Genomic DNA, 26,481 nt, shown 5'->3' on the forward strand with positions numbered 1-26,481 from the left:
CCGTTGGGGTGCTGCTCAACACCGCGGCCACGGGCGCGGCCACGCCCAGCTTCGCCGCCCAGGCCACCTTCGCCACCGGCAGCAGCCCCTACAGCGTGGCGGCGGCCGACGTGAACGGCGACGGCAAGCCCGACCTGCTCGTGGCCAATTACTACAGCAACAGCGTGAGCGTGCTGCTCAACACCGCGGCCACGGGCGCGGCCACGCCCAGCTTTGCCGCCCAGGCCACCTTCGCCACCGGCAGCAGCCCCAGTAGCGTGGCGGTGGCCGACGTGAACGGCGACGGCAAGCCCGACCTGCTCGTGGCCAATAACACCAGCAGCACCGTTGGGGTGCTGCTCAACGCCACGGCCACGGGCGCGGCCACGCCCAGCTTTGCCGCCCAGGCCGCCTTCGCCACCGGCAGCAACCCCCTGAGCGTGGCGGCGGCCGACGTGAACGGCGACGGCAAGCCCGACCTGCTCACGGCCAATTACACCAGCAACACCGTGAGTGTGCTGCTCAACACCACGGCAGTTGCGCCCACCGTAACCACGTCCGTGCCCGCTAACGTCACCACGACCGGCGCCATGCTCGGCGGCAACGTGACGGCCGACGGCGGCGCGGCTGTAACCGACCGGGGCGTGGTGTACAGCACCACCAACACCACGCCCACCATCTTCGACACGAAGGATGCCAACGGCACGGGCACGGGCTCTTTTTCAAAATCCATCACGGGCCTCACGCCTTCGGCCACGTACTACGTGCGGGCATATGCCACCAACAGCGCCGGCACCAGCTACGGTGCGCTGCAGCAGTTCCGGACCGTATCGGCGCCGACCGTGACCACTGCCACGCCGACCGCCATTACGACGACCAGCGCCACGTTGGGCGGTACCATTGTGAGCACTGGCGAGGACCCCGTCACCTCGCGGGGCGTGGTGTACAGCGCCACCAACCCTACCCCCAGTACCGGTGGCACCAATGTCCTCATCGTGACGGGTACTACTGGTACGGGCTCGTTTAGCCAGAACGTTACGGGCTTGACGCCCGGCACCCTGTACTACGTGCAGGCCTACGGCACCAACAGCCTTGGCACCCGCTACGGAGCAGTGGAAACCTTTACCACCACGCCCAACGCGACGGCCGCCCCGGTGGTGACGGCGCCGGCCGACGGCAGCCTGGTCAACACAACCACGCCCACCTACGCGGGCACGGCGGTGCCCGGCAGCACGGTCACGGTATACGTGGACAACACGTCCATTGGCACGACGACGGCCACAACCGGCGGCGATTTTAGCCTGCTGCAGCCCACGGCCCTGGCCCAGGGCAGCCACACGGTGCGGGCCACGGCCCAAAGCACCGGCTCGACTGTGAGCGCAAACTCGAATACCAATCAATTTACCGTGGGCACCGCGCCCACGCTCACGGGCATCAGCCCCACCAGCGGGCCGGTGGGCACGAGCGTGACGCTCACGGGCACCAACCTGACGGGGGCCACGGGCGTGAGCTTCAACGGCACCGTGACCAGCACCTTCACCAGCAACAACGGCACCCAACTGGTGCTCAACGTGCCCACGGGTGCCACCAGCGGCAACGTGACCGTGACCACGGCCGGCGGCACCAGCAACGGCGTGGCGTTTACCGTGGTCACCGACCTGGTGGTGAGCACCGGCACGCAGCTCAGCCCGACGCCCATTCCGGCCGGCAGCTACAACAGCATCCGCGTGACCAGCAGCGGCAACGCCGTGCTGGCCGGCAACGTGAGCGTGACTTCTTTCTTCACGGTAGAGCCCGGCGGCGGCCTGAGCGACGGCTGCGCCGTCATCAGCGGGGCGGGCACTTTCACGCTGGGCGCGGGCAGCATCCTGGGCATTTGCTCGCCGCAGGGCATCGCGGCCAGCGGCGCCAGCGGCCCGGTGCAGGTGACGGGCGCCCGCTCGTTCTCGACGGCCGCCAACTACGGCTACACCGGGGCGGCGGCCTTGACCGGCTCGGGCCTGCCCAGCACCGTGGCCAGCCTGGCCATCAACACGGCCGGCAACGTGACGCTCTCCAACCCGGTAGCCGTGGCGGCCGCCGTGGGTGTGGGCGGGGCGGGCAACCTGGTGCTCAACGGCAACATGCTGACGCTGCTTTCTAGCGCCAGCGGCACGGCCCTGGCCCGCAACAGCAGCACCGGCGTGGTGGTGGGCCCGGCCACCGTGCAGCGCTACATCGACCCCAGCCAGAACCCCGGCCCGGGCTACCGCCACTACAGCGCCCCGGTGAGTGGCTCGACGGTGGCCGACCTGACCACGTCCAACTTCACTCCGGAGGTAAGCCAGGGCACGGTCTATAACAACTCGGCCACGCCGGGCACGGTCACGCCCTTCCCCAACGTGTTCGGCTACGACCAGGCCCGCGTGCAGCTAAGCAACACGTACGCGCCCTTCGACCGCGGCTTTGTGGCCGCCACCTCCACGGCCGACCCGCTGGCCGTGGGCCAGGGCTACGCCGTCAACATCAACGCCACCGCGCTGGTGGACTTTGTTGGCACGCTGAACAACGGCCCCCGCTCGCTCACGCTGGCGCGCAACGCGGCCGGCACGCCCAACGAAAGCGAAGCCGGCTGGCACCTGGTGGGCAACCCCTACCCCGCCCCGCTGGACTACTCGCTGGTGGCCCCGGCCGACCGCGCCGGGCTGGACGCGGCCATGTACGTGTACGAAAGCGCCGGCCAGTACACCGGCTCGTACCGCAGCTACGTCAACGGCCTGCCCGCCGCCAACCGCTTCGTGGGCACGGCCCAGGGCTTCTTTGTGCGGGTGAGCCCCGGCCTAACTAGCGGTACGCTCACCTTCCAAAACAGCCAGCGCGTGACCGACCCCACCGCACAGGTGCCCTTCCGTCGCTCCACGGCCGACCTGCGGCCCCTGGTGCAACTGAACCTGCGGGGCGCTACCGGCCCGGTCGACGCGCTCTACGCCTACGCCGAAGCCGGCGCTACGCCCGCCTTCGACGCCGCCTTTGACGCCGTGAAGCTGCCCAACACCACCGGCCTAAACCTGGCCAGCATCGCCACCAGCAGCGAAGCCCTGGCCATTGATGGCCGCCCGGCCTTCACCGCCACAACGGTGCTGCCGCTGACCGTGGGCGTGCCCGCCGCCGGCACCTACACCCTCACGGCCGCGGCCCTGAGCAACCTGCCCGCCGGCCTCGACGCCTTGCTCACCGACGCCACCACCGGCCAGACCGTGAACCTAAGCCGGCAGTCCAGCTATTCCTTCGCCGTGACGGCCGCCCAGGCCCAGGCCGTGATGGCCGGCCGCTTCGTGCTGCACTTCGCGGCCTCCTCGCCCCTGGCCACGGCCCCGGCCCTTACGGCGGCTGAGGTGACGCTCTACCCCAACCCGGCCCACGACCAGTTCACGGTGCTCGTGCCGGCCGTGGCCGGTGCCTCGCTGGTGCAAGGCACGCTGCTCAACGCCCTGGGCCAGGCAGTGCGCCAGCAGGCGACGGCCACGACCGCCGCTGGGGCCCGCCTCGGCTTCAATACCAGCGGCCTTGCTGCGGGCGTCTACACCCTGCGCCTGCAGGCCGGCTCCACTACCTTGGCCAAGCGCGTCGTCCTTCAATAACTCATCGGGCGGGCCGGCCCCCACGAGCGGGGGCCGGCATTACCCTTTAACCTTCTTTTGTCCATGAAATCGTTTCTGTTGACGGCGGCCCTCTTTGCGGCCTCGTACTCGCTGGCCCTGGCCCAACCTGGCTCGGGCGGTCCCACACCTACCACCCCCACAGCTCCCACCGCCATCCCCCTCGACGGGGGCGTTTCGCTGCTGCTAGCCGGCGGCGTGGTCTACGGCATGCGCCGCCTAAAGGAGCGCCGCCGGAAATAGCCGGCAGCCCAGCCTCTACCCAGGAGTTGAGCTTGGCTACCAAAGCCCCCGTTGCCTCACGGCAGCGGGGGCTTTTTATGGGATGAGCCACTGGCAGGGCCCGGTCCGTACTTTTGCCGGCCCATGCGCTACTTCCTTCACCTAGCCTACGACGGCACGCAGTACCACGGCTGGCAGGTGCAGCCCAACACCCTCACCGTGCAGGCCGAGGTCGACCGCTGCCTCTCGCAGGTGCTGCGCCAGCCCATCCACAGCCTGGGCAGCGGGCGCACCGACACGGGCGTGCACGCCAGCCACCAGGTAGCCCACTTCGACGCCGACTTGCCCGAAGGCATGACGCTGGAGCTGCTGCTCTACCGCCTGCGCCGGGCCCTGCCCACCGACATTGCCCCCCTGCGCCTGCACCCCGTGGCCGACGACGCCCACGCCCGGTTCTCGGCCGAGGAGCGCAGCTACGAATACTTCGTGCTCACGCCCCACCCCGACCCGTTCCGGCGCGACCACGCCCTGCACCTGGACCGCACGCCCGACGTGGCGGCCATGAACGAGGCCGCCGCTTACCTCGTCGGGCAGTTCGACTTCACCTCGTTCTCGAAAGTGAAGGGCGGTGTGGACCACTACGTGTGCTACCTCTACGAGGCGGGCTGGCACCCGGCCCCCGGCGGGCTGGTGTTCCGCATCCGGGCCAACCGCTTTGTGCGCGGCATGGTGCGGCTGGTGGTGGGCACGCTGCTGGAAGTGGGCCGGGGCAAGATGACGCCGCGCCAGTTTCAGGAGCTGCTCTGGTCCCAGCGGCGCGTCGATGCCGGTGGAGCCGCGCCGGCCCGGGGCCTGTTTCTGAGCAAGGTGGAATATGGGCCGGGCGTGGTACCGGAAGCAGAAAGCTAAGGAGAGGTAGCGCTTCTAGAACGCCCTGCATGGGCGGCACTCAGCAGGACGTTCTAATGGTTCGTACAGACTTTTTCGTCCCGGCGCGGTTTACTCCCGACCTTTGCCCCACTTATGGACCCCACTACTGCTACTAAAACCGGCCAGGTATTCGACTGGACGGTGCTGCGCCGCTTGCTGGCCTACGTTCGGCCTTATCGCCGCGTATTTATTGGGCTGATTTTTCTGACTGTGGCCACGGCGGTATTGGGCACGCTGCGGCCGTTCCTCATTCAGCGCATGGTGGACGTGAGCATCGAGCAGGGCGACATGAAGAGCCTCAACGCCATGTTCATGCTGCTGCTGGTGCTGCTGGTGGCCCACGCCGGCGTGAGCTATCTGCAGACGTACTATGGCGGCTGGCTGGGCCAGTACATCGTGCGCGACATCCGCACCGACCTCTACCGCCACCTGCTCAACCTCAAGCTTAGCTTCTTTGACCGCACGCCCATCGGTGTGCTGGTCACGCGCAACATCTCCGACGTCGAAACCCTGTCTGACGTGTTCAGCGAAGGCCTCGCGGCCATGGTAGGTGACATTCTGCAGCTGCTCTTCATCATGGCTTTCATGTTTTACATCGACTGGCGCCTCACGCTCATCAGCTTGTCCGTGATTCCGCCGCTGCTCTTCTCGACCTACGTATTCAAGGAGAAAATCAAGAAGTCGTTTCAGGACGTGCGCAATGCCGTGGCCAAGCTCAACTCTTTTGTGCAGGAGCACCTTACGGGCATGAACGTGGTGCAGATTTTCAACAACGAAGAGCGCGAGTTTCGCAAGTTCGAGGCCATCAACAAGGAGCACACCGACGCCAACATTCGCTCGGTGCTCTACTACAGCATCTACTTTCCGGTGGCCGAAGTGCTGGGCGCCATCGGCGTGGGCCTGCTGGTATGGTACGCGGCCCAGGGCCAGATTGAAGGCACCATTTCCAAGGGCGCGCTCATCGCCTTCATCATGTACAATGCGCTGTTTTTCCGGCCCATCCGCCAGATTGCCGACCGGTTCAACACGTTGCAGCTGGGCCTGGTGAGCACCGAGCGCCTGCTCAAGCTGCTCGACAACAAAGACCTGGTGGCGACCTCCGGCACCTACGCCCCCGCTGAGCTGCGCGGCGAGGTGGAGTTCAAGCACGTCAAATTCGCCTACAACGAGCCCGAGTGGGTGCTCAAGGACATCAGCTTCCGCGTGCTGCCGGGCCAGACCATCGCCTTTGTGGGCGCCACCGGCGCGGGCAAAACCAGCATCATCAACCTGCTGAGCCGTTTTTACGACATTCAGGAAGGCAGCATCTGCATCGATGGCCGCGACCTGCGCGAGTACGACCTGAGCTTGCTGCGCCGCCAAATCGGGGTGGTGCTTCAGGACGTGTTCCTATTCGCCGGCTCCATCCGCGACAACATCACCCTGGGCAACAAAACCATCGGCGACGCCCAAATCTGGGAAGCGGCCGACCTCGTGGGCGCCCGCCGCTTCATCGAGCGCCTGCCCGGCGCCCTTGACTACCCCGTGATGGAACGCGGCGCTACGCTCTCGGTGGGCCAGCGCCAGCTCATTAGCTTCGTGCGGGCCATGGTGTACCAGCCCCGCGTCATCGTGCTCGACGAGGCCACCTCGTCCGTCGATTCCGAAACCGAGGAGCTGATTCAAGCCGCCATTGAAAAGCTCATGCAGGGCCGCACCTCGCTCGTTATTGCCCACCGCCTGAGCACCATCCAGAAAGCCGACAAAATCATTGTCCTGGACAAGGGCGAAATCAAGGAAACCGGCACCCACGAGGAGCTCCTGCGCATTGAGGGCGGCTACTATGCCCAACTCTACCGCATGCAGTACATCGTGGCCAACGAAGGATAAGCCGCGCAACAACCACAACCACTGGCGCTTTAGGGCAAGGGCTTGCCGAATTGGTAGCTCAGGCCCGCGCTGAGGGCCGGCCAAATTGGAGCCACAAAATCGTCGCGCTGCGACAACGCCCTGCCCACTATAGTACCCAGAATAGACCAGGCGAACCGGGCGTCAGCGGTCAGGCTTAGGTGCGGCGTCAGCGCATACGCGCCGCCGATACCCGCCAGCAGCGGAAGGTCGCTGTAAGCCTGCCGGCTGTCGCCGTAGCTACTGGCTTGCCCGGTTCTGACGTCGACAAACGTATTTTCTTCGGTATACTTCGTAGACAACGGCATTACCCCCAATACTGCATCGAGCTGCCAGCGTTCGGCGCGCTGTGGGGCCAGTTGTGCCCGCACCACGAACGGCACCATCCAGGTGCTGGCGTGGCTGGTGGTGAGGTAGGTTCCGGTGCTATTGACCTCGCTAGTGGTGTGCGTTGGCGAAAGGCGCAGCAGCAGCCCGGCTTCCAGAGCGCCCCGCGCCTCGAGGCGGTAGCTCAGCGTTGGCATCACGGGCCAGGGCCGCACGTACGCGGCCTGACTCTGGCCGGCATACGCGTTAACGAAGGCAATGCGGGGATAAGCGGCGGCCTGCAGGCCCACGGCCCAGCGCGTGGCCGGCCCGCCGGGCGCTGTGGGAGCCGTCTGTGCTTGGCTGGCGCTGCCGCTTAGCATTAGCAAGAAAAAGAGCCGTTGCCCCAACCGCGCAGGCTGAGGGGTAAGTTTGCAGTCAGGTAAGCTGGGCACGTCCTGCATTCATTGGGGTTGTTGGCTTGCCTTCAAACCTACATATAGTTTCCTACATATAATTTTCATGCGCTACCTCTTCCTCGCCGTTATTCTGCTCACCCTGGCCGCTGCGGGCACCTACCTCTACCTGGGGGGCACCCGCGAGCCCAAGGTGGCGCTCGAAACCACGGCTGCGCCACTTTACCTGGCGGGCCAGCTCTACCACGGCTCCGTGCGGGGCGATGCGTTCGGCCAGTTGTTTCGCCGCGCCAAAGAGGTGCAGACTCAGCAGCGCCGCGGCGACCTGGCCAACCTCTATTTCAACGACCCCGAAACGGCCCACGACACAATCACGGCGTTTATTGGGCTAACCGTGGCGGATACCACGCGCCCGCTGCCGGCTGGCTTTCGCTACCGCATCGTGCCAGCGGGGCAGCGCATCGTGGCCGCCCGCCTCACGGGCGTGAGCTACCTATTGGCTCCCAATAAGCTCTACCCCGCCGCTCTGGAAGCCATAAAAAAGCAGAAGCTCACCCAGCGCGGCGATTTTTACCTCGAACGGTTTGGGGCCGACGATGCTTCCGAAGTTTGGGTGGGCGTGAAATAGCGCCCACGCCTCCGCAGGTCGGCAAGCCTACTGGACGCAACTACCTGAACAAACCGCACAAAAAAACTCAGCCCAACGGCTGAGTTTTTTTGTGTTTTAGCTCAATTTCAAAGCGCTGCCTGGCTTAGCGGCCAAAGTAGTAGGTGCCGCCAAACAACAAGCGGTCGAAGCCGAAACCGGCGCCGAACGTGCTGGAGGTACTCTCGTACCCGGCCGGGGTAGTGGTGTTGGGGTAATTGGGGTAGTCGTACTTGTACCGGTTGAAGGCCAGCGAGCCAATGGAAGCGCTGAGGCCAAACTTCGGCACGGGGAAGAAGATGATGCCGGGCGTCAGCTCCGCGTAGTAGCCTGAGCCTTTGAAATTGATAATCGTGGCATTGCCGCTGTTACTGCCGTACGCGTAGTCCTTGGCTACCTGGTACCCCGCCCCTAGCGTGCCCAACACGCCGAACTGCTCACTTATCATCTTGTAGTACTGCACGTAGGGCCCCACCCGCAGAGTAGTGGCGGGGTCTAGTTCGGCCCGCACCGTTGCCGGTGCCGGCGAGTAGGTGGTGTACGGCCGGCGGGCAGCCACGTAGCCCAGGCTAACCCCCACGGCCAGGTTATCGGCCAGGAAATAGCCCACCGAAGGCGAGAAGGTAAACTGGCTGCTCGTGGTTTCCTGCGAAGAAGCGCTGCCGTTCTGCGTGTTGCTGCTTTTGCTGGTGTTCCGGCTGTAGCCTACGTTGCCGCCCAGCGAGATGGTACCCGCGGCGATGCTTTGCGCCTGTACAGCGCCGGCGCTTGCAGCCAGCAGTGCGAGGAGGAGAAACTTCTTCATTTGAATAAATAGTAGAATGCGTGAAGCCGTAAAGGTATAGGCCACGCGCAAAGCGGAACGCTAAGCAGAATCTGCTATGCCTTGCCACACCGCATTATACTATTAAGCAGCAATTTATACAGCGTCCAAAGTAAGCCCGAGGGCCGCGCAGTGAAACCAGTGGCCCATGTATTACCCTCACTCAATTGCTGGTGCCCTACGCCGACAGCCCTTATAGGGCAGCTTTTTTTCCTATGCAGAACCACCCGCCCAATCGAGCACCCTGGAGTGGGGAAGCCGGCCTAGTGTTAATACGGATATGGCTTTGTAAATAACAAGTATAAACACCTAATTAAATCCTATTAGAGGAGATTTAGAAACTTAAAATATTTAGCCAAGTACAGCTTAGGGCTAATTCCACGAGCACTTAAAGGCAACTGCACTCCCGGTCAAGCATGGAAAAGCTGCAATTGGAAGTACGTGGCACCCCCTAACCCTAAAGGATAAGTATTATGCTAGCAATGGATTTCAGGGGCCCGAAAAGGGTCCGCGCTGTTCAAAAGCCCATGCCCGAAATTTTGCATCCCGAGGATGCAATTGTCCGGATACTGCGCACCTGTATTTGCGGGTCTGACCTGCACCTGTACAACGGCAACGTGCCGGATACCCGTGTCGGAATGACGTTTGGGCATGAATTTGTTGGCGAAATCGTGGAAATCGGCTCCGAGGTAACCAATGTAAAAGTGGGCGACCGGGTAATGGTGCCGTTCAACATTGCCTGCGGGCGCTGTATTTTCTGTAAGCAGGGCATGTTCGGCAACTGCCACGAATCCAACTCCGAGGCCACGGCCGTGGGCGGCTTCTTAGGGTATGCGCACACGGGGGGCGGCCACAACGGTGGCCAGGCCGAGTACGCGCGGGTGCCCTACGCCAACTTCGGTCCCACGCTGATTCCGGAAGGCATGAGCCTCGACGATGCCGTGCTGCTCACCGACATCACCCCGACCGGCTACCAGGCCGCCGAAATGGCCGGCATTCAGCCCGGCGACACGGTGGTAGTGTTTGGCGCGGGCCCGGTGGGCATCATGGCGGCGCGGTGCTGCTGGCTGTTCGGCGCGGGCCGCGTCATCATCATCGACAAAGAAGACTACCGACTTGAATTCGCCAAGAATTTCGCCAAGTGCGAAGCCTACAACTTCGAAAGCGACATGGAAGACCCGGTTATGTTCATTAAGAAACAGACCGATTGGATTGGCGCCGACGCCTGCATCGACGCCGTGGGGGCCGAGGCCGCCGGCAATGCCATGCAAACCATCACCGGGCGCAAGCTGCTGCTGCAGGCCGGCTCGGCCACGGCACTGCACTGGGCCATCAACTCGGTGCGCAAAGGCGGCGTGGTATCCATTGTGGGCGTGTACGGCCCCACCGATAACCTGGTGCCCATTGGCAACATGATAAACAAGGGCATTACCATGCGCGGCAACCAGGCCTCGGTGAAGCGCCACCTGCCCCGCCTGATTGACCACGTCATGAAGGGCATCCTCAAACCCAGCGAGCTGATTACGCACCGAATCCCGCTTGAGGACGTGGCCGACGGCTACCGCATTTTCTCGGCCAAGCTTGACAATTGCATCAAGCCTGTGCTCATTCCCCCAACCGCCAATAGCTAAGCCGCGCATCATGAAAAAGACAGCTCAAGACTTTGCCCACATCCCCGGCTGGGGCATCGATGCCGACCCCAAAAACGAACCCACCTATCCGAACCGGCACCGGACCGGCGAAGAACACGACGGCCGCTCCTGGGTACGGCCCACCCAACAGGTCCTCGACCGCGAGGTGCTACACTCCATCGAGCGGCCCGACTACACGGCCGTGGTTGGCAATTCCGTACCACCAAGCGGCCTAAGCGGGATGATTCGCCGGTTCGCGTTTAAGTACAGTGAAAACGAGTACTTGCACTGGCTGCCCCTGCTAATGGCCGACAAGGTGAATGTGGTGGAAGGCATTTTGGATGACTTTGCCCATGGCACCGTGCCCAATATTTTTGCCGAAAAGGGCTACAAAGCCCAATGGAAATACGACAAGAAAAGCCTGATACTGAAAATGGCCACCTTGGCGGCCGTGGTTGGCGGCACCGTGGTGCTGCTGAGCCAGAACAACGGCAAGCGCCGCCCCTCCAGCCAGGCCCGCTACAAAAGGAACCCGCAATGGAGCTAAACGCGGAGGCCTTTCCGCTGGGGGTGTGTTGCCGGCAGGCAGGCTTCCAGTGAGAACAGCCACAAAGAGCGTCACCAACAAAAAGCCCGCTGAACGATGGTTCAGCGGGCTTTTTGTTGGTGACGCTCTTTGTGTCGGGGTGGCAGGATTCGAACCTACGGCCTCGTCGTCCCGAACGACGCGCGCTACCGGGCTGCGCTACACCCCGAAAGCAGGCCGATGGGGCGGCCTGTTTCTATTTCCAATTTAGCGGCCGAAAAAAGCCTCCGAACCCGTAAGTTCGGAGGCTTCTGAGAGCGGCTGCTCTTCCGTCGGAGTGGCAGGATTCGAACCTACGACCTCCAGCACCCCATGCTGGCGCGATACCAGGCTACGCTACACCCCGATTGGTATTGGAGCGACAAAGGTAAGAGCTTTTTGGGGTTTGGTGCAAGCTGAGGGCAAATAAAGTTTGTCAACTTCTCAAAGCCGGCATCCTTGGCACGTGCCTTGCTCAACCGTAGGCGCTTACGAGTCCGAGAATTTATTAGCTTTACGCTAGCAATTTTAAACTCGTCAATTCGTATACTGATTTATGAAACATCTATTACTACTTCTACTCGCTGGCATGCTGCTGCCGGCCGCCGCTTGGGCTCAGGGAACACCGGCGCCTGCTGCTGCCACTCCCGCCGCTGCCCCCGTCCCCGAATCTGCTCAGGAAGCCATCTTGCCCAGCGGCGTAGTGGCTGCCCCGGCTAAGACCGCTGCTACCGCTCCAGTGGCCAACGCCTCCCGCATCGCGCCTGCTCCCGAGACGCCCGCGGCTAATCCCAACGCCATCAAGATAAAGGCCGAATCTGCGGCGGGCCACCTCACCGTGAAGACCGATAACCCCGGCCCCACCCGCGTGGAAGTTACCGACGTGGGCGGCCGGCCCGTGATTACGCACACCATGATGAACGGCCAGACCGCCGCAGTGCTCAACGTGAGCCAGCTGCCGGCCGGTGCGTACATCGTGCATTGCACCGCCTACGAAAAAACCGGCACCCGCCGGGTTATGATTGGGCAATAGGCCCGAAGCCCAACCTGAGTAACCCGGGTGCCCCTTCCGGGTGGTTTACCCCAATAAAAAAGCGCTCCGGCAGCAGTTGCCGGGGCGCTTTTTTATTGGGCGCGCAAGGACCAACCCTAATTACAACCGGGACTTAGCCCAACGGCTCAAGCAGGTCCCACTTATTGCCGTACAGGTCTTCGAATACAGCGACATGGCCGTAGGCTTCGCTGCGGGGCGTTTCGAGGAAGCGCAGGCCGCGGGCTTGTAGCACGGCGTAGTCGCGCCAGAAATCGTCGGTGTGCAGAAACAGCCAGACGCGGCCTGCTCCCTGCTGGCCCACGCCGCGCTTTTCCTCTTCGGTTTTGGCTTCGGCCAGCAGCAGCGCACAGCCGGCAGGGCCAGGCGGCGCTACCACTACCCAGCGCTTGCCCCCGCCCATATCCTGGTCAGCGACTAGGGCAAAGCCCAGCACGGTGGTATAGAAGGCGATGGCCTCGTTGTAGTTGCGCACGAGGAGGGTGACGTGGGCGATGCGCTGGTTCATGGGATTGGGGCGCGGACACGGGCGTCCGCCAAGGACTGTTCTATTTGCGGACTCTTGGAGCCGGCGCTATGCTTCCTCCGTTTGCAGCTGGCGTTCGTAAAGTGCCCGGTACAAGCCGTTGGCATCGGCCATCAGGGCCTCGTGGGTGCCGTGCTGCACAATCACGCCGTCGTCGAGCACCAGAATTTCATCGGCCAGCTTCACCGAGCTCACGCGGTGCGAGATAATGAGGCTGGTGCGCTGGGCCATGATGCGCTGCAGGCTGCCTAGGATGGCATTCTCGGTCTTGGTGTCCACGGCCGAGAGCGAGTCGTCCAGAATCAGAATTTTGGGCTCTTTCACCAGAGCGCGGGCCATGCTCACGCGCTGCTTCTGGCCGCCGGAGAGCGTGATGCCCCGCTCCCCTACTTTGGTGTCGAAGCCCTCCGGGAACGCCAGGATGTTCTCATACACGTCGGCATCCTTGGCCGCTTGCAGCATGCGCGCTTCGTTGGGCTGGTCGAGCCCGAAGTTGATGTTGTTGCGGATGGAATCGGAAAACAGGAATACATCCTGCGGCACGTAGCCAATCTGGCCGCGCAGTGCCTGGAGGGAATAGTCCCGCACGTCGGTGCCATCGACGCTGATGCCGCCGGCCGATACATCGTACAAGCGGCAAAGCAGCGCGGCTACCGTGCTTTTGCCCGAGCCGGTGTTGCCGATAACGGCCAGCGTCTGGCCCGGCCGTACGCGGAAGCTCACGTCTTTGAGGGCCTGAATGCCGGTATCGGGGTAGGTGAAGGAAACGTGGTCAAACACGATGTCGCCTACCAGTTCGCGCTGCACGTTCTGACGCGAAACGATGTCGGTTTTCTGGTCCAGAAACTCGTTGATGCGCGCCTGCGAGGCCTCGGCCCGCTGCACCAACGACGACGTCCAGCCCAACGCCGTGACCGGCCAGGTCAGCAGGTTTACGTAAATCAGGAACTCGGCAATGGTGCCCGTGGTGATGGTGCCCCGGATAACCTCCTGGCCGCCCACCCACACCGTAATGAGTGTGCTCAGCCCAATGAGGAACAGGATGAGCGGGAAGAACAGCGAGTTGACGAAGTTCAGACTCAGCGACTTTTCCTTGTACTCGTTGCTGGCCGCGGCAAACTGCGCGTGCGAATCGGCTTCCCGCACAAAGGACTTGAGCACCCGAATGCCCGAAAAGGCCTCCTGCACAAAGGTGGTCATGCCGGACAGGGCTTTCTGAATCTCGTCGGACTTCCGCTCAATTAAGTTGTTGACGTAGAAAATGCTGACCGACAGCACCGGCAGCGGCAGCAGGGTATACAGCGTCAGCTTCACGTTCACCATGAGCATGAGCGGCACGATGAGCAGGAACAGCAGCACCAGCTGCAGAAAATACATGATGGCCGGCCCGAGGTACATGCGCACACGGCTCACGTCCTCCGAAATGCGCGACATCAAGTCGCCGGTGCTGTGGCGGCGGTAGAAGCTGAGCGGCAACGACTGGTAGTGCTGGTAAATCTGGTTCTTCTGGTCGTTTTCGATGTGCCGCGACATTACGATGAGCGTCTGGCGCATGAAGAAAAGAAAGATGCCGCGCAGCAGCGCCAGGACGATAATGAGCACGCCATAGAACAGCACGTTGCGCCCAAACAGCTGGTACACGCTGCTCTGGGCCCGGGTGCCGGCGTAGAGGTGGTAAAGGTCGATGCCTTCGTTCACCAAATCGAAGGCGTAGCGCACCAGTTGAGCCGGAAAAATGGCCAGCAAGGTGCTCAGCGCCACGAAAAGCACCCCGGCAAGGAAGTGCCATTTGTAGCGAAAGATGAAGGGGTTAACGGCGGAAAGTGCGCGCACAGGCTGGGTGGGAAAGAGACCGGTATGGGAAAATAGGGGTACTTTTGCGGCCTGAAAGAGAAGTCAGAACGTCATGCCGCGCGCCGAAAAGTACCTTATCGGCTTCGTTGAGCTAATTCAATTGCTTACGCAGTAGAGATGCTTCGCGGCGCGCGGCATGACGGGCCGGCTTCTCCGTATAAGAACCTAACAAAGTTACGCCACACTCTTCCCAACCCTAAATTCCCACCACTTTCAATTACCCCACATGATTGAAGCCCAAACCCTGGCTCCCGAAGCCATTTTCGGTCAAATTGCCGAACACCAGCACGAGCAGGTCGTGTTTTGCCACGACCACGAGACGGGCCTGAAGGCCATTATCGGCATCCACAATACCGTGCTGGGACCGGCCCTGGGCGGCACCCGCATGTGGCACTACGCCAGCGACATGGAAGCGCTGAACGACGTGCTCCGCCTCTCGCGCGGCATGACCTACAAAGCGGCCATCTCGGGCCTGAACCTGGGCGGCGGCAAGGCCGTCATCATTGGCGACGCCAAAACCCTGAAGACCGAAGCCCTGCTGCGCAAGTTTGGCCGCTTCGTAAAGAACCTGAACGGCAAGTACATCACGGCCGAGGACGTGAACATGACCACCAAGGACATGGAGTACATCCGTATGGAAACCAAGCACGTAGCGGGCCTACCCGAGAGCATGGGCGGCTCCGGCGACCCCTCGCCGGTGACGGCCTTCGGCACCTACATGGGCATGAAAGCCGCCGCCAAAAAGGCGTTCGGTTCGGATAGCCTCAAAGACAAGCGCATTGGCGTGCAGGGCGTGGGCCACGTGGGCACCTACCTGCTCGAGTACCTGCAGAAAGAAGGTGCCAAGCTCATCGTGACCGACTACTACGAGGACCGGGCCCTGGAAGCCGCCGCCCGCTTCGGCGCGACGGCTGTGGGCCTGGATGAGATTTATGACCAGCAAATGGACATCTACTCGCCGTGCGCGCTGGGAGCTACCCTGAACGACGACACCATTCCGCGACTGAAGGCCCGCGTAGTGGCCGGCTGCGCCAACAACCAGCTCAAGGTGGAAAACCAGCACGGGCCTGAGCTGGTCCGCCGCGGCATCGTTTACGCCCCCGACTTCCTCATCAACGCGGGCGGCCTTATCAATGTATATTCCGAGGTGGTGGGCACCAGCCGCCAGGGCGCCCTCACCCAAACCGAAAAAATTTACGACTACACCCTCCAGGTTTTGGCGAAAGCCGAAGAAGAAGGCACGCACCCCCAAGCCGCCGCTATCAAGCAGGCCAAGGAGCGCATCGCCAGCGTGGGCAAGGTGAAGTCAACCTATTAATTTCTTTTGAGGAGCTGGGAGCTAGAAGTCAGGAGTTAGAATATTGGTTCTGCTCTTCTTCTAGCTCCTAGCTTCTAACCCCTAGCTTCTCCAGACCACTATGCTTAACCGCCGCCTCCTTCGTATCAAAGTCATGCAGTCCCTTTACTCCTACCACCAGGCGGTGGGAGCCGATTTGCTGCTGGCACAGGACCGCATTGCGGCTGCATTTGAGCCCGACTTGACGGCCAAGGAAGCCCCGGACCGGCGCCAGCTGGAAGGCCAGCGCAAGCTGGGCGAAGCCCAACTGCGCGAGTGGTACAAAACGGGCACCCAGCCCGAAAAGACCGACGACAAAGCCGTGGACGCGGCCGTGGCCGATGCCATCAGCTACTTCGAAGCTCAGGTCAAGAAAGACGCGGCCTTCTTCGGGGGCCAGCTGCTGGCCGGCGCCGAAAGCATTCACGACCAGTACCTGCACTTGCTCAACTTGCCCGCGGCCCTGCTGGGCGTGATTGAGGAAGAGCAAAGCCGCGAAGAGCGCCGCCGCCTGGGCCCCCGCGAGGACGCCCTGGATGCCAACCGCCTGCACCAGAACGCGGCCATTGCGAAGCTCATGGCCAACGAGCAGCTCCAGGACCTGACCATTCGGCGCAAGCTGGCCTGGGAAGGTACCGAGGAAGTAGAAGCCCTGCGGGCCGCCTGGCAGGAAATGAAGGCCGACGGCCCACTCCGCGAGTACTTGGCGGCCAAGCCGACCGATGCGCCTGAGCTGGATTACGACGCCGACATGGAAATCCTGCGGACCATTTACAAGGACTATGTATTCAAAGGCGAAGCCCTGCCGCGCCAGCTGGAGTCCGACGACCTGAACTGGGAGGAAAACCGGCCCATCGTGCGCAACCTGGTGCTTAAGACCCTAAAGATGCTGCCCTACGCGGCCGACGAAAAGCAGGAACTGATGAACCTCTCGGCCAACTGGGCCGACGACCGGGAATTCGCCGAGACGCTGTACAAGCAGACCCTGGTGGAGGACGACAAAATGGAGAAGCTCATTGCCGGTTCCGTGCAAAACTGGGACGTGGAACGGGTGGCGCTGCTGGATAAAATCATCCTGAAAATGGCCCTTACCGAAATGCAGCTCTTCCGGGGCATTCCTGTGAAAGTTACTATCAATGAATACATTGAAATTAGTAAACTTTATAGCACGCCGAAGAGTAAGCAGTTTGTAAACGGTATTCTGGATAAGCTGGCGCAGGATTTGGCGGCCAGTGGCGACATTCGCAAATCGGGCCGGGGGCTACTCGACAACCAGTAGCCGGCGGCCGGGCCTTGGCACGGACGAACCCGCGGCGGCTAGCTGCGGATTGGGCGGCTTTGGCCACCTTTGTATCTACTGACGCGTTTTCCCGTACTCAAGCCCGAACCTTCTTCCACCTTTCTTCCTCATTCCGACGACCATGGCCAGCAAAACCACCACCGGCATCCTGTGCTTCGCGGGCGGCGCCCTCACCGGCGCAGCCCTTGGCTTGCTCTATGCCCCCGAAACCGGCACCGAAACCCGCTCCTGGCTCAGCTACCAGTTGGAGAAATACCGCTCCGTGCTCGCCGACCTCACCGACAGCCTGGTAACCAGCCGCGAAGCCGCCGCTGGCCCCTCCTCGGCCAAAAGCGAAGGCCAGCGCGTCATTTCCGATGCCAAATCGAAAGCTGAGCAGTTGCTCGGCGACGTTGACCAACTCATCAACCAAATCAACTCCCGCAAGGGCGCTTAATTTTAAACGAGTGACTGAGCGGCTGAGTGCCTGAGTGAGCTGACGAAGAATCATTCGTTTGCCCCTCACACTCAGGCGCTCAGCCGCTCAGTCACTCCAAAAAGAATGCACTTAGTAACCCTTATTCCCGGCGACGGCATTGGCCCCGAAATCACCAAAGCAGTAACCGACATTTTTGCCGCGGCGCAGGTGCCCGTGCAATGGGAAGAGCAGAACGCCGGCCAGACCACGTTCGACCAATCCGGCGAGTTGATTCCCACCTCGCTGCTCAAGTCGCTGGAAAAGAATAAGGTGGCCCTCAAAGGCCCAATTACCACCCCGGTGGGCAAAGGCTTCCGCAGCATCAACGTGACGCTGCGCCAGAAGTACGACCTCTACCAGAATGTGCGGCCCAGCAAAACTACTGCGGGCATTAAGACGCGGTACGAAGGCATCGACCTGGTGCTGTTCCGCGAAAATACCGAGGGCCTGTATTCGGGCCTGGAGGTATACGACGAGCGCCTGGGCATTGCCGACTCCTTCAACCGCATTACGGTGGCGGGCTCCCGCAAAATCTGCCGCGCGGCCTTTGCCTATGCTGCTAAGCACGGCCGCAAGAAGGTAACCCTGGCCCACAAAGCCAACATCCTGAAGATGGCGGGCACGCTGATGCTCAACGCCTGCAAAGAAGCCGCGACTGAGTTTCCGCAGATTGTGTTCGAGGATAAAATCATCGACAACATGTGCATGCAGCTCGTGAATAAGCCCGAGCAGTTCGACGTGGTGGTGACCACCAACTTGTTTGGCGACATCCTCTCCGACCTGTGCGCAGGCCTGGTGGGCGGCTTGGGCGTGGTAGCCGGTGCCAACATCGGCGACGACATGGCCGTGTTTGAGGCCGTGCACGGCTCGGCACCCGACATTGCCGGCCAGGGCAAAGCCAACCCCACCGCCCTGCTCCGCTCGGCCCTGATGATGCTGCACTACCTCGGCGAGCACGCCAAGGCCGACCAGATTGAGCGGGCCCTGGAAAGCACCCTGCTGCACCAGGAAGAGTGCACCGGCGACCTCGGCGGCAACGCCAGTACCAGCCAGTTCGCCCAGAACATCATCGCCAAGCTGTAGCAGTACCACTGCGAGGTGCCCGTGGCCGCCCGCTAAAGGCGCGACTGCGGGCACTCTCCTGTACAACAGCTTGTTGCTGCAGGCATCCAATCACTACTAAGTCCATTATTGAAACGTGCCGCGGCGCGTTTTTCCTTGCATGAAATACCAGATTATCCTTGCTGCAGCTCTGCTGCTTACGGCCTGCAACCGCGACAAAACCGCTGAAGTAGGCACCGAAGGCATGAACGCCGCGGCCAACGCTGCTTCCGATGCGGCGGCCAACCCCACGATTGACAACCCCAACGTGGTGAGCGAAAACGAAGCGCCCAACCCCAACGCGCCGGTGATGAAATTCACGGAGGCGGAGTTCGATTTCGGCGACATCAAGGCCGATAGCAAAGTGCACCATACCTTCACCTTCACCAACACCGGCAAGTCGCCGCTGCTGATTGAAGACGCCACCGCCTCCTGCGGGTGCACCACGCCCAGCTGGACCAAGGCCCCCGTGCTCCCCGGCGGCCAGGGCACCATGGAAGTGCAGTTTGACAGCCGCGGCAAGCACGGCATCATCAGCAAGCAGGTAGCGGTGCGGGCCAATACCCAGCCCAACATCACCACCATTCTTATCAAAGGCAACGTGCTCGACGCTGCCAAAGGCGCCAACCCTCTCTAGCCCAATTCGCTCAACGCCATGTTTTTGACCTTATTACTGCAAGCCGCCGGAGGAATGGATTTTACACAGCTACTCTTTCCGATTGCCATTGGCCTGGTGGTGTATTTCTTCATGATTCGGCCCCAGCAGAAGCGCACGGCCGATGCCAAGGCCTTCCGCCAGTCCTTGGCCAAAGGGTCGCGCATTGTCACCATTGGTGGCCTGCACGGGCTGGTGGTTGACCTGACCGACGACACCGTGGTGGTGGAAGTAGACCGTGGCACCAAGCTGCGCTTCGACCGTTCGGCCATTGCCCGCGAAGTGGGCAACAAGACCAGCTCCGGCTCCGACGGCATCGCCACCACCTAGCCATGGACGGGCCGCTGAACCGGGCCGGCCGGCTGGTGAGCTGGTTTGTGCGCCCTTTCGCAGGCCAGGAGCCCAGTTTCTACCGGGCCATAACAGCGTGCCTCCTCGCGGCAGGGGTCTTCTGGCAAATGAATGCCTTAAACAAGACCTACACCACCCGGCTCAACCTGCCGCTGGCGTGGCATTACGACTCTGTGCACTACGTGCCGCTGCGCCCGCTGCCGGAGGCCCTGCCGGTATCTGTCACGGGGCAGGGCTGGCGCTTGCTGCGGGCTAACTTAGGCTGGGGCACGCACCCCGCCGACTTGCGGCCCGTACCGCTGCCCGGTACCCGCTACCTGCCCGCCGATGCCTGGCGCCGCGGCCTGCAGCTTGCGCTGGAAGGCCTGCAAGTGAACGAGTCGGCCGGCGATACCCTACGCCTCACCTTCGACCGCTACGCGACCCGCCAGCTCCCGCTTGGGCTACCTTCGGATTCGGCCCGGCGCTATACGGCACAGTTCACTCCGGCCACGGTTACCTTCCGGGGGCCCGCCAGCCTGGTAAATGCATTGCCCGCCCCCTACCCCGTAGCCATGCCCGCCAACTCGGCCAACGGCCGCGACGAAGAAATCGAACTACCGCTGCAGGCGCCGGCAAGGATACGCGCTTCCACGTCGGTGGTCCGCATGCGCCTTTTGCCGCGCACCTCGCCCCCCGCGCGTGGCCGGCACCGCCGCTCGGCCTCACCCACTCACTGATTATTATGCTGCGCATTGGCATTACGGGCGGCATCGGCTCGGGCAAGAGCATCGTCAGCCGCTTGTTTCAGGCGCTGGGGGTGCCTACTTACGATGCCGACACCCGGGCCCGGTGGCTGATGGAAAACGACGCAGAACTGCGCCAGCAGCTGAGCGCTGCCTTTGGCCCCGATACCTACGATGCCACCGGCCGCCTGAACCGACCCGTGCTGGCCGGCACCGTGTTTCGCAGCCCCGCCCTGCTGGCTCAGCTCAACGCCCTGGTGCACCCGCACGTGGGCACCGATTTTGAGCGGTGGGCCATGGCCCAGCAGCAGGCGGGCCACGCCTACGTGCTCAAGGAAGCCGCTCTGCTTTTCGAAGCCGGTTCTTACAAGCAGCTTGACCGCATCATTACAGTGTATGCGCCGCTGGCTGTGCGTGCCGCCCGGGTGCTCCGCCGCGACCCGCACCGCTCGGCCACCGACGTGGAAGCCATCATGGGCAAGCAGCTCAGCGAGGAGGAGAAGGTAGCCCGCGCCGACTACGTGCTGACGAACGACGATGTGCAGCCGCTGCTGCCGCAAGTGCTGGCCCTGCACGCGGCGTTCAGCGCCGCACCGCCGGCATAAAAAAAGGCTGCTTCTTTCGAAACAGCCTCCTTCGCGGGGTAGCCTACGCCACTACCTTCTGGATATCGGAATTAGAGTTTGCCGGAATAATCTTCCAGGGTGTCAATCACCTTGAGCAGCTGGGGCACGGCCAGGGAGTAATAAATCTTGGTGCCAATCTTACTCGACTTCAATACACCCCGGTCTTTGAGGGTGATGAGATGCTGGGAGGCAATGGCCTGGGGAAGGTCGAGAGCCTGGTAAATATCAGTTACGGACATTTGGCTGTCTTTGCCCTTGGTCTTGCCAAGTAAATCAACGATAGCCAACCGTTTTGGGTGCGAGAGAACCTTGAGCATAGCCGCGGCACGGTCCAACTGTTGCGCTTCTACACGCGAATGCAATGGTTTCATGGGTGAAAAGAAAAAAGGGTAATGAAAGAGTAATGATGTAAGGGTAGATATGAAAGGGTATAATAAGAACAATACGTTTGCGTTCCTGTGGTAGTTCCTTAGTATGGTGCAAATCAGGCAGAAATAGTTCACTTAGTTCAACGATACTTAAGTATTTACCCGTTCGGCTTGTAGTAAAAGTGCAATTTTTAGGCCGCCTCCGCCGTACGGTTTCTGTCTACCTTTGCGTTCCTGCTTTTATTGGCAGGCATTCTTTTGCCCAACTGCCTGATGCTTGACCTGCTGACCAAATTTGAAAACAAACGCCCGGAAATTGTTTTTGAATGGAAAGATTCGGAGACCGACGCCGAAGGTTGGGTAGTTATCAATTCCCTGCGCGGCGGGGCGGCCGGCGGGGGCACGCGCATGCGCAAGGGCCTAGATAAGCGCGAAGTGGAGAGCCTGGCAAAAACGATGGAAGTAAAATTCACGGTGTCGGGGCCGGCAATTGGAGGGGCAAAGTCTGGCATCAATTTCGACCCGCAGGACCCGCGCAAGCGGGGCGTATTGGAGCGGTGGTACCGGGCGGTTTTCCCCTTGTTGAAGAACTATTATGGCACTGGTGGTGACCTTAATATTGATGAAATACACGAGGTTATTCCCATCACCGAGGAGTACGGCCTTTGGCATCCTCAGGAAGGAGTTGTCACTGGTCATTACCACGCCACCGAACCTCAAAAAATACAGAAACTGGGGCAGCTCCGGCAGGGCGTGGTAAAAGTGGTAGAAGACGCCAGTTTTTCTCCTAACCTGGCTCGCAAATACACCGTGGCCGACCTCATCACCGGCTACGGCGTGGCCGAGGCCGTGCGCCACTACTACCGCCTCTGGGCGGGCAGCAGTGTACGCGGGCAGCGCGCCATTGTGCAGGGCTGGGGCAACGTGGGCGCCGCCGCGGCTTATTACCTGGCCGAGCAGGGTGCCCGCATCGTGGGCATCATTGACCGGTCTGGCGGGTTGCTCAACCCCGATGGCTTCGGCTTGGAAGAAATCCGGGCACTACTCCTTGCACGCCAAGGCAATACGTTAACCGCAGACAACCTGCTTTCGTTCGATGAGGTTAACGAGAAGATTTGGTCCATCGGGGCCGAGATATTTATCCCGGCGGCTTCGTCGCGCCTGGTGGCCCGGGAGCAGGTGGAGCAGCTGCTCGCCGGTGGCCTGAAGGTGATAAGCTGCGGGGCCAACGTGCCCTTTGCCGACCCGGAAATTTTCTTCGGCCCCACCGGCGAATACGCTGACCAACACACGGCCGTCATTCCCGATTTTATTGCCAACTGCGGCATGGCCCGGGTGTTTGCCTACCTCATGGAAACCGGCGCCGAAATCACCGACCAAGCCATCTTTGCCGATACCTCACGCATCATCGGGGCCGCTCTGGAGCGCACGCACCAGGAAAACAGCCAGCCCACCGGCATCGCCCAGCGCTCGTTTGAGATGGCGTTGCGCCAGCTGGTATAATCCCCCTCTGGCAGGTGCCTCCTGTTGAGCTGGCTTCTTACGTGGCCTGCTCGGCTTGCCTTGCCCGGGTAGCAGTGGCAGGTTAATTAGCTCAACAGGAGATGATAACTCCATTGGCTTACCAGGTCAAAATGCTTTCAGCTGCCCGCATTTTTATTTGGTAACAATTGGTTATCTTTGACGCCCTACTTTTCGTCGCCCCTTTCTCGGGGCGATTTTGTTTTGGAAGGAATTCCCACTGAATTTATGTCTACTCTGAAAAAAGCAAAAACCAGCAAGACCAAGGTCTCCGACGACTTGCTGAATGCCGGCAGCGGCAAAACCATTAAGCAGCCCAACGTCAACGACGACAAGCTGACCACCATCACTGAGATGCGGCAGCAGGCCAACGGCGAGCCCGCCATGGCCGTGGAAGACGAGCAGCGCCTACGCAAAGCCTTCGTTGACAAAGACTGGAACGAAATCAAGATTGCCGACAGCTGGCAGATTTTCAAGGTGATGGCGGAGTTCGTGGAGGGCTTCGAGAAGATGTCCAAAATCGGACCCTGCGTCAGCATCTTTGGCTCGGCGCGCACTAAGCCCGAGAATCCGTACTACCAAATGGCCGAAGAAATCGCGGCCAAGCTGGTGCGGCACGGCTACGGCGTTATCACGGGCGGTGGCCCCGGCATCATGGAAGCTGGCAACAAAGGTGCCCGCTCGGAAGGTGGTAAGTCGGTGGGCCTTAATATTGAGCTACCCTTCGAGCAGACCCACAACATCTACATTGACCAGGACAAGTGCATCGACTTCGATTACTTCTTCGTGCGGAAAGTGATGTTTGTAAAGTATGCCCAGGCGTTTGTGGGCATGCCTGGCGGCTTCGGCACCCTTGACGAACTGTTTGAGGCCATGACGCTGATTCAAACCAAGAAAATCAGCCGTTTCCCCATCGTGTTGGTGGGCTCGGCCTACTGGAACGGCCTATTTAAGTGGGTGAACGACGTGATGCTGCACGAGGAGAAAAACATCTCGGCCGAGGACATGAACCTGGTGCAGATTGTAGATGATGCCAGCGAGGCGGTGAAAATCATCGACGACTTCTACCACAAGTACCTGCTGTCGCCGAACTTCTAAGGCACTCGCCAGTTTGCAAGCGAGAGGAAAGCCGAACCGGGAGGTTCGGCTTTTTTTGTGGGCTGATTCGCCACTTTTGCTCTCTGATACCGCCGCTATGCCCGTTCCAAGTACCGCTGCCGAATACGACTACCTCATTGTGGGCGGTGGGGCGGCGGGCCTGAGCCTGGCCTATCACCTGGCGCAAGAGCCTCGCCTGGCCCATAAAAAGGTCTTGCTCATTGAGCCCGAGGCCAAGGACCAGAACGACCGCACCTGGTCCTATTGGGCCGATACGCCGATGGTATTTGATGGTATTGCAGCCCACGAATGGCGCCAGATAGCCTTCCGCAGCCCAGGCTTCGAGAAAGTAATTGACTTAGGAGCTTACCGCTACCGCATGATTCGCGGGCTGGACTACTACCAGTTCGTTCGCAAAGCCCTAGTAAAAAACAGCCAATTCACCTTCGTGCGGGGCGCCGTGACAAGCCTGGAAAACACAACTGAGGGCGTTCGGGTCAGCAGCAGCGCGGGCGAATTCACTGCGCGCTACGGCTTTGACAGCCGGCCGCCCACCATCGCGCAAGTCCCGGGCAAGCACCGTTACCTTTTGCAGCACTTTGTGGGCTGGGAAGTGGAAACGGCAGCCGACGCGTTCGACCCGGCTACGGTGGAATTCATGGACTTTCGGGGCGAGCAGCACCAGGAAGCCCGCTTCATGTACGTCTTGCCCTTCACGCCGCGCAAGGCACTGGTAGAGTACACGTTGTTCTCAGGCAAACGGCTGCCCAAAGCGGAATACGAAGGGGCCATTCGGCAGTATCTGGAGCATACTTTGGGCGTGCAGGATTACCGCGTTGTGGCCGAAGAAGTGGGTGCCATCCCTATGACTGACCACCCGCTGCCAGCCCGCAGCGGGGCGCACATTATCAACCTGGGTACCCGCGGCGGGCGCGCCAAGCCAAGCACGGGCTACGCATTCAAACGCATTCAGCAGCAGTCGGCCCGGCTGGTGGCGGCCCTGGCCAGCACCGGCCACCCGCCCGCGGACCCAACGGGCGACAAGTGGCAGTTCCGCCTCTTCGACACCCTGCTTCTGGATATTATGCAGCGGCGGGGCGAAACCACCCGCGACATTTTCCGGCAGCTATTCGAGCGGAACCCCGTGGAGCGCATCTTCCGCTTCCTGGACGAAACCACCTCCTGGGCCGACAACCTACGAGTGATGAATTCGGTGACGCCGGGACCGTTCATGCGCTCCATCGCGCAAGTCCTGCGCGGCAAGCCGGGCACACGGAATGACGAATGAGGAAGTTCGGGCACAGCGCACCAATCCTTCATTCCTAATTCTTAATTCCTCATTAAGCGGAGCGTAACTGCGGGGGTTGTTCCAACCACTCACGGGCGGCCTGCACCGTGGCGGGGGAAATGGGCCGTAGCTGCGGCTCCGGCTCTGAGAGGTTCAGCAGGTAGCCCGTTAGTTCCGGCAGATTGTCGAGGTCGTGGGTGCTGCAGAGCACAGTTTTGCCCTGCTCCTTTGCCCAACCGTGCACGAGGCCGAATACCTGGCGACGGTAGTACACGTCGAGCTGCTGGGTGGGCTCGTCGAGCAGGTACACTTGCGCATCCTGCAGGATGAGTTGGGCCAGCCACACCAGCTGCTGCTCGCCACCCGAAAGTTCGGTGAAGTCCCGCTGGGCCAGATGCGCTACCCCCACGCGCTGCAACGCGGCATCAGCCAAGGCATAATCGGTGGCGGCGTAGGCACTTAGCAGGCCGTGGTGGCGGTAGCGGCCCATCACCACCAATTCCCGCGCTGAGATGGAAAAATCGACGCGCCCACGCTGGGGCAAATAGCCCAATAATCCGGCTGCGGCGGCCCGGCGTAGGCCGCGCACTTCCTGCCCAAACAGCCGGACGCTGCCCTGGTAGGGCAGCTGGCCTGTGAGCACCCGAAACAGCGTGGTTTTGCCGCTGCCATTGTGGCCCACGATGGCCACGAAGGCGGGCGCGGGCAGGCACAAAAAAAGGTTGCGGACCAGCACCCTTCCGGGGTAGCCCGCAACCAGATTTTCTGCGCTAAGCGCAGGAGTCAGGAGTTCTGAATTAGGAGTTATGAGTTTGGAGGACGAATCGTCATTCAACTCATAACTCATAATTCAGAACTCATAATTAATTCTAGTACTCGTCCTCGTTGAACATGAAGTCCTCCTTGGTCGGGTAGTCGGGCCATACTTCCTCGATGTTTTCGTAGGGCTGGCCGTCGTCTTCCAAGGCTTGCAAGTTCTCAACCACTTCCATGGGCGCACCCGAGCGGATAGAAAAGTCAATCAGTTCGTCTTTGGTGGCGGGCCAGGGAGCATCTTCCAAGTAGGAAGCGAGTTCGAGTGTCCAATACATAGTGAGGAGGATAAAAAAAGGTTGGCGAAGGTAACAGTTTCCTGCGAAAATGCAAGCCGGGATTTGCGCTGAAAACGACAACGAAAAACC

26 protein-coding genes and 2 tRNA genes are annotated in these 26,481 nt (G+C 61.3%); 19 read left to right on the top strand and 9 right to left on the bottom strand.

From position 1 onward, the window contains the following. The 4 genes from LJ738_RS09610 to LJ738_RS09625 form a co-directional block, all read left to right on the top strand. The coding region (locus LJ738_RS09610; protein WP_227786115.1) for a DUF8693 domain-containing protein at positions 1-3,599 on the top strand (3,599 nt) is incomplete at its 5' end. 63 nt (positions 3,600-3,662) lie between these two features. Continuing rightward, entirely contained in the window at positions 3,663-3,860 is a 198-nt protein-coding gene (locus LJ738_RS09615) for a PID-CTERM protein-sorting domain-containing protein (protein ID WP_227786116.1), read from the top strand. A 123-nt stretch (positions 3,861-3,983) separates the two neighbouring features. After that, entirely contained in the window at positions 3,984-4,748 is a 765-nt protein-coding gene (truA, locus tag LJ738_RS09620; protein ID WP_227786117.1) for a tRNA pseudouridine(38-40) synthase TruA, read from the top strand. A gap of 114 nt (positions 4,749-4,862) precedes the next feature. Then, complete coding sequence (locus LJ738_RS09625) at positions 4,863-6,638, top strand: ABC transporter ATP-binding protein (RefSeq protein WP_227786118.1); 1,776 nt, start codon at positions 4,863-4,865, stop codon at positions 6,636-6,638. Between the two features lie 29 nt (positions 6,639-6,667). On the opposite strand, the gene LJ738_RS09630 is transcribed toward LJ738_RS09625, so the two are convergent. Beyond that, positions 6,668-7,345 (bottom strand): hypothetical protein, encoded by a 678-nt coding sequence (locus tag LJ738_RS09630; protein ID WP_227786119.1) that lies wholly within the window; start codon positions 7,343-7,345, stop codon positions 6,668-6,670. Positions 7,346-7,484: 139 nt separating this feature from the next. Between LJ738_RS09630 and LJ738_RS09635 the strand changes: the two genes are divergently transcribed. Next, positions 7,485-8,006 (top strand): hypothetical protein, encoded by a 522-nt coding sequence (locus LJ738_RS09635; RefSeq protein ID WP_227786120.1) that lies wholly within the window; start codon positions 7,485-7,487, stop codon positions 8,004-8,006. 124 nt (positions 8,007-8,130) lie between these two features. Here the strand turns inward: LJ738_RS09635 and LJ738_RS09640 are convergent, their stop codons facing one another. Then, a complete protein-coding gene (locus LJ738_RS09640) occupies positions 8,131-8,829 on the bottom strand; it encodes an outer membrane beta-barrel protein (RefSeq protein WP_227786121.1) in 699 nt (232 codons plus the stop codon). A 491-nt stretch (positions 8,830-9,320) separates the two neighbouring features. On the opposite strand from LJ738_RS09640, the gene LJ738_RS09645 reads away from it, so the two are divergent. Beyond that, positions 9,321-10,478: a zinc-dependent alcohol dehydrogenase gene (locus LJ738_RS09645; RefSeq protein WP_227786122.1), complete on the top strand. Its 1,158-nt coding sequence runs from the start codon at positions 9,321-9,323 to the stop codon at positions 10,476-10,478. 10 nt (positions 10,479-10,488) lie between these two features. Then, the gene (locus LJ738_RS09650) at positions 10,489-11,025 is read left to right on the top strand and encodes a hypothetical protein (RefSeq protein ID WP_227786123.1); all 537 of its coding nucleotides are present in this window, start codon (positions 10,489-10,491) and stop codon (positions 11,023-11,025) included. A gap of 134 nt (positions 11,026-11,159) precedes the next feature. On the opposite strand, the gene LJ738_RS09655 is transcribed toward LJ738_RS09650, so the two are convergent. Further along, positions 11,160-11,233, bottom strand: a tRNA-Pro gene (locus LJ738_RS09655). A gap of 103 nt (positions 11,234-11,336) precedes the next feature. Further along, positions 11,337-11,410: transfer RNA gene (locus LJ738_RS09660), tRNA-Pro, on the bottom strand. Between the two features lie 189 nt (positions 11,411-11,599). Here LJ738_RS09660 and LJ738_RS09665 point away from each other — a divergent pair. Next, on the top strand, positions 11,600-12,076 hold the full coding sequence (locus tag LJ738_RS09665) for a T9SS type A sorting domain-containing protein (protein ID WP_227786124.1): 477 nt from the start codon (positions 11,600-11,602) through the stop codon (positions 12,074-12,076). Between the two features lie 133 nt (positions 12,077-12,209). Here LJ738_RS09665 and LJ738_RS09670 read toward each other — a convergent pair whose 3' ends face one another. Together LJ738_RS09670 and LJ738_RS09675 are read right to left on the bottom strand one after the other, a co-directional pair. After that, positions 12,210-12,602: a VOC family protein gene (locus LJ738_RS09670; protein ID WP_227786125.1), complete on the bottom strand. Its 393-nt coding sequence runs from the start codon at positions 12,600-12,602 to the stop codon at positions 12,210-12,212. 66 nt (positions 12,603-12,668) lie between these two features. Continuing rightward, positions 12,669-14,453, bottom strand: a complete 1,785-nt coding sequence (locus LJ738_RS09675) for an ABC transporter ATP-binding protein (RefSeq protein WP_227786126.1) — start codon at positions 14,451-14,453, stop codon at positions 12,669-12,671. A 247-nt stretch (positions 14,454-14,700) separates the two neighbouring features. On the opposite strand from LJ738_RS09675, the gene LJ738_RS09680 reads away from it, so the two are divergent. The 8 genes from LJ738_RS09680 (at position 14,701) to coaE (ending at position 21,004) form a co-directional block, all read left to right on the top strand. Next, positions 14,701-15,792, top strand: a complete 1,092-nt coding sequence (locus LJ738_RS09680) for a Glu/Leu/Phe/Val dehydrogenase dimerization domain-containing protein (RefSeq protein ID WP_227786127.1) — start codon at positions 14,701-14,703, stop codon at positions 15,790-15,792. Between the two features lie 133 nt (positions 15,793-15,925). Then, positions 15,926-17,089, top strand: a complete 1,164-nt coding sequence (nusB, locus tag LJ738_RS09685) for a transcription antitermination factor NusB (protein ID WP_227786128.1) — start codon at positions 15,926-15,928, stop codon at positions 17,087-17,089. Positions 17,090-17,231: 142 nt separating this feature from the next. Further along, on the top strand, positions 17,232-17,546 hold the full coding sequence (locus tag LJ738_RS09690; protein ID WP_068190261.1) for a YtxH domain-containing protein: 315 nt from the start codon (positions 17,232-17,234) through the stop codon (positions 17,544-17,546). 105 nt (positions 17,547-17,651) lie between these two features. Further along, on the top strand, positions 17,652-18,650 hold the full coding sequence (locus LJ738_RS09695; protein ID WP_227786129.1) for an isocitrate/isopropylmalate dehydrogenase family protein: 999 nt from the start codon (positions 17,652-17,654) through the stop codon (positions 18,648-18,650). 139 nt (positions 18,651-18,789) lie between these two features. Further along, positions 18,790-19,305, top strand: coding sequence for a DUF1573 domain-containing protein (locus LJ738_RS09700; protein WP_068190266.1), 516 nt, complete (start codon positions 18,790-18,792; stop codon positions 19,303-19,305). A 54-nt stretch (positions 19,306-19,359) separates the two neighbouring features. Then, the gene (gene yajC / locus LJ738_RS09705) at positions 19,360-19,653 is read left to right on the top strand and encodes a preprotein translocase subunit YajC (RefSeq protein WP_227786130.1); all 294 of its coding nucleotides are present in this window, start codon (positions 19,360-19,362) and stop codon (positions 19,651-19,653) included. A 128-nt stretch (positions 19,654-19,781) separates the two neighbouring features. Then, positions 19,782-20,393, top strand: a complete 612-nt coding sequence (locus LJ738_RS09710) for a YbbR-like domain-containing protein (protein WP_227786131.1) — start codon at positions 19,782-19,784, stop codon at positions 20,391-20,393. 5 nt (positions 20,394-20,398) lie between these two features. Continuing rightward, entirely contained in the window at positions 20,399-21,004 is a 606-nt protein-coding gene (gene coaE, locus LJ738_RS09715) for a dephospho-CoA kinase (RefSeq protein ID WP_227786132.1), read from the top strand. Positions 21,005-21,075: 71 nt separating this feature from the next. Here the strand turns inward: coaE and LJ738_RS09720 are convergent, their stop codons facing one another. Next, positions 21,076-21,396 (bottom strand): ArsR/SmtB family transcription factor, encoded by a 321-nt coding sequence (locus LJ738_RS09720; protein ID WP_046244304.1) that lies wholly within the window; start codon positions 21,394-21,396, stop codon positions 21,076-21,078. Positions 21,397-21,666: 270 nt separating this feature from the next. Between LJ738_RS09720 and LJ738_RS09725 the strand changes: the two genes are divergently transcribed. The 3 genes from LJ738_RS09725 to LJ738_RS09735 all read left to right on the top strand — a co-directional run bounded on the left by LJ738_RS09725 (position 21,667) and on the right by LJ738_RS09735 (position 25,300). Further along, positions 21,667-22,896, top strand: coding sequence for a Glu/Leu/Phe/Val dehydrogenase dimerization domain-containing protein (locus LJ738_RS09725; protein WP_227786133.1), 1,230 nt, complete (start codon positions 21,667-21,669; stop codon positions 22,894-22,896). A gap of 372 nt (positions 22,897-23,268) precedes the next feature. Beyond that, entirely contained in the window at positions 23,269-24,012 is a 744-nt protein-coding gene (locus LJ738_RS09730) for an LOG family protein (protein ID WP_227786235.1), read from the top strand. A 97-nt stretch (positions 24,013-24,109) separates the two neighbouring features. Continuing rightward, positions 24,110-25,300 (top strand): lycopene cyclase family protein, encoded by a 1,191-nt coding sequence (locus tag LJ738_RS09735; protein ID WP_227786134.1) that lies wholly within the window; start codon positions 24,110-24,112, stop codon positions 25,298-25,300. Between the two features lie 52 nt (positions 25,301-25,352). Here LJ738_RS09735 and LJ738_RS09740 read toward each other — a convergent pair whose 3' ends face one another. Both LJ738_RS09740 and LJ738_RS09745 read right to left on the bottom strand, forming a co-directional pair. Continuing rightward, positions 25,353-26,036: an ABC transporter ATP-binding protein gene (locus tag LJ738_RS09740; protein ID WP_227786135.1), complete on the bottom strand. Its 684-nt coding sequence runs from the start codon at positions 26,034-26,036 to the stop codon at positions 25,353-25,355. 133 nt (positions 26,037-26,169) lie between these two features. Then, positions 26,170-26,391: a DUF2795 domain-containing protein gene (locus LJ738_RS09745; RefSeq protein ID WP_035561220.1), complete on the bottom strand. Its 222-nt coding sequence runs from the start codon at positions 26,389-26,391 to the stop codon at positions 26,170-26,172. Between the last annotated feature and the right edge of the window lie 90 nt (positions 26,392-26,481).

The sequence above is a fragment of the Hymenobacter plasmatis genome (assembly GCF_020711255.1).
Classification (GTDB): Bacteria; Bacteroidota; Bacteroidia; order Cytophagales; family Hymenobacteraceae; genus Hymenobacter.

Excerpts from the sequence above, each read along its gene's own strand:
- LJ738_RS09730 (WP_227786235.1), top strand. The coding sequence starts at position 23,269 with ATGCGGCAGCAGGCCAACGGCGAGCCCGCCATGGCCGTGGAAGACGAG.
- LJ738_RS09635 (WP_227786120.1), top strand. The coding sequence starts at position 7,485 with ATGCGCTACCTCTTCCTCGCCGTTATTCTGCTCACCCTGGCCGCTGCG.
- LJ738_RS09645 (WP_227786122.1), top strand. The coding sequence starts at position 9,321 with ATGCTAGCAATGGATTTCAGGGGCCCGAAAAGGGTCCGCGCTGTTCAA.
- LJ738_RS09735 (WP_227786134.1), top strand. The coding sequence starts at position 24,110 with ATGCCCGTTCCAAGTACCGCTGCCGAATACGACTACCTCATTGTGGGC.
- LJ738_RS09665 (WP_227786124.1), top strand. The coding sequence starts at position 11,600 with ATGAAACATCTATTACTACTTCTACTCGCTGGCATGCTGCTGCCGGCC.
- LJ738_RS09640 (WP_227786121.1), bottom strand. The coding sequence starts at position 8,829 with ATGAAGAAGTTTCTCCTCCTCGCACTGCTGGCTGCAAGCGCCGGCGCT.
- yajC (WP_227786130.1), top strand. The coding sequence starts at position 19,360 with ATGGATTTTACACAGCTACTCTTTCCGATTGCCATTGGCCTGGTGGTG.
- LJ738_RS09745 (WP_035561220.1), bottom strand. The coding sequence starts at position 26,391 with ATGTATTGGACACTCGAACTCGCTTCCTACTTGGAAGATGCTCCCTGG.
- LJ738_RS09630 (WP_227786119.1), bottom strand. The coding sequence starts at position 7,345 with ATGCTAAGCGGCAGCGCCAGCCAAGCACAGACGGCTCCCACAGCGCCC.
- coaE (WP_227786132.1), top strand. The coding sequence starts at position 20,399 with ATGCTGCGCATTGGCATTACGGGCGGCATCGGCTCGGGCAAGAGCATC.
- LJ738_RS09650 (WP_227786123.1), top strand. The coding sequence starts at position 10,489 with ATGAAAAAGACAGCTCAAGACTTTGCCCACATCCCCGGCTGGGGCATC.
- LJ738_RS09680 (WP_227786127.1), top strand. The coding sequence starts at position 14,701 with ATGATTGAAGCCCAAACCCTGGCTCCCGAAGCCATTTTCGGTCAAATT.
- LJ738_RS09720 (WP_046244304.1), bottom strand. The coding sequence starts at position 21,396 with ATGAAACCATTGCATTCGCGTGTAGAAGCGCAACAGTTGGACCGTGCC.
- LJ738_RS09670 (WP_227786125.1), bottom strand. The coding sequence starts at position 12,602 with ATGAACCAGCGCATCGCCCACGTCACCCTCCTCGTGCGCAACTACAAC.
- LJ738_RS09725 (WP_227786133.1), top strand. The coding sequence starts at position 21,667 with ATGCTTGACCTGCTGACCAAATTTGAAAACAAACGCCCGGAAATTGTT.
- LJ738_RS09700 (WP_068190266.1), top strand. The coding sequence starts at position 18,790 with ATGAAATACCAGATTATCCTTGCTGCAGCTCTGCTGCTTACGGCCTGC.
- truA (WP_227786117.1), top strand. The coding sequence starts at position 3,984 with ATGCGCTACTTCCTTCACCTAGCCTACGACGGCACGCAGTACCACGGC.
- LJ738_RS09625 (WP_227786118.1), top strand. The coding sequence starts at position 4,863 with ATGGACCCCACTACTGCTACTAAAACCGGCCAGGTATTCGACTGGACG.
- nusB (WP_227786128.1), top strand. The coding sequence starts at position 15,926 with ATGCAGTCCCTTTACTCCTACCACCAGGCGGTGGGAGCCGATTTGCTG.
- LJ738_RS09710 (WP_227786131.1), top strand. The coding sequence starts at position 19,782 with ATGAATGCCTTAAACAAGACCTACACCACCCGGCTCAACCTGCCGCTG.
- LJ738_RS09690 (WP_068190261.1), top strand. The coding sequence starts at position 17,232 with ATGGCCAGCAAAACCACCACCGGCATCCTGTGCTTCGCGGGCGGCGCC.
- LJ738_RS09615 (WP_227786116.1), top strand. The coding sequence starts at position 3,663 with ATGAAATCGTTTCTGTTGACGGCGGCCCTCTTTGCGGCCTCGTACTCG.
- LJ738_RS09695 (WP_227786129.1), top strand. The coding sequence starts at position 17,652 with ATGCACTTAGTAACCCTTATTCCCGGCGACGGCATTGGCCCCGAAATC.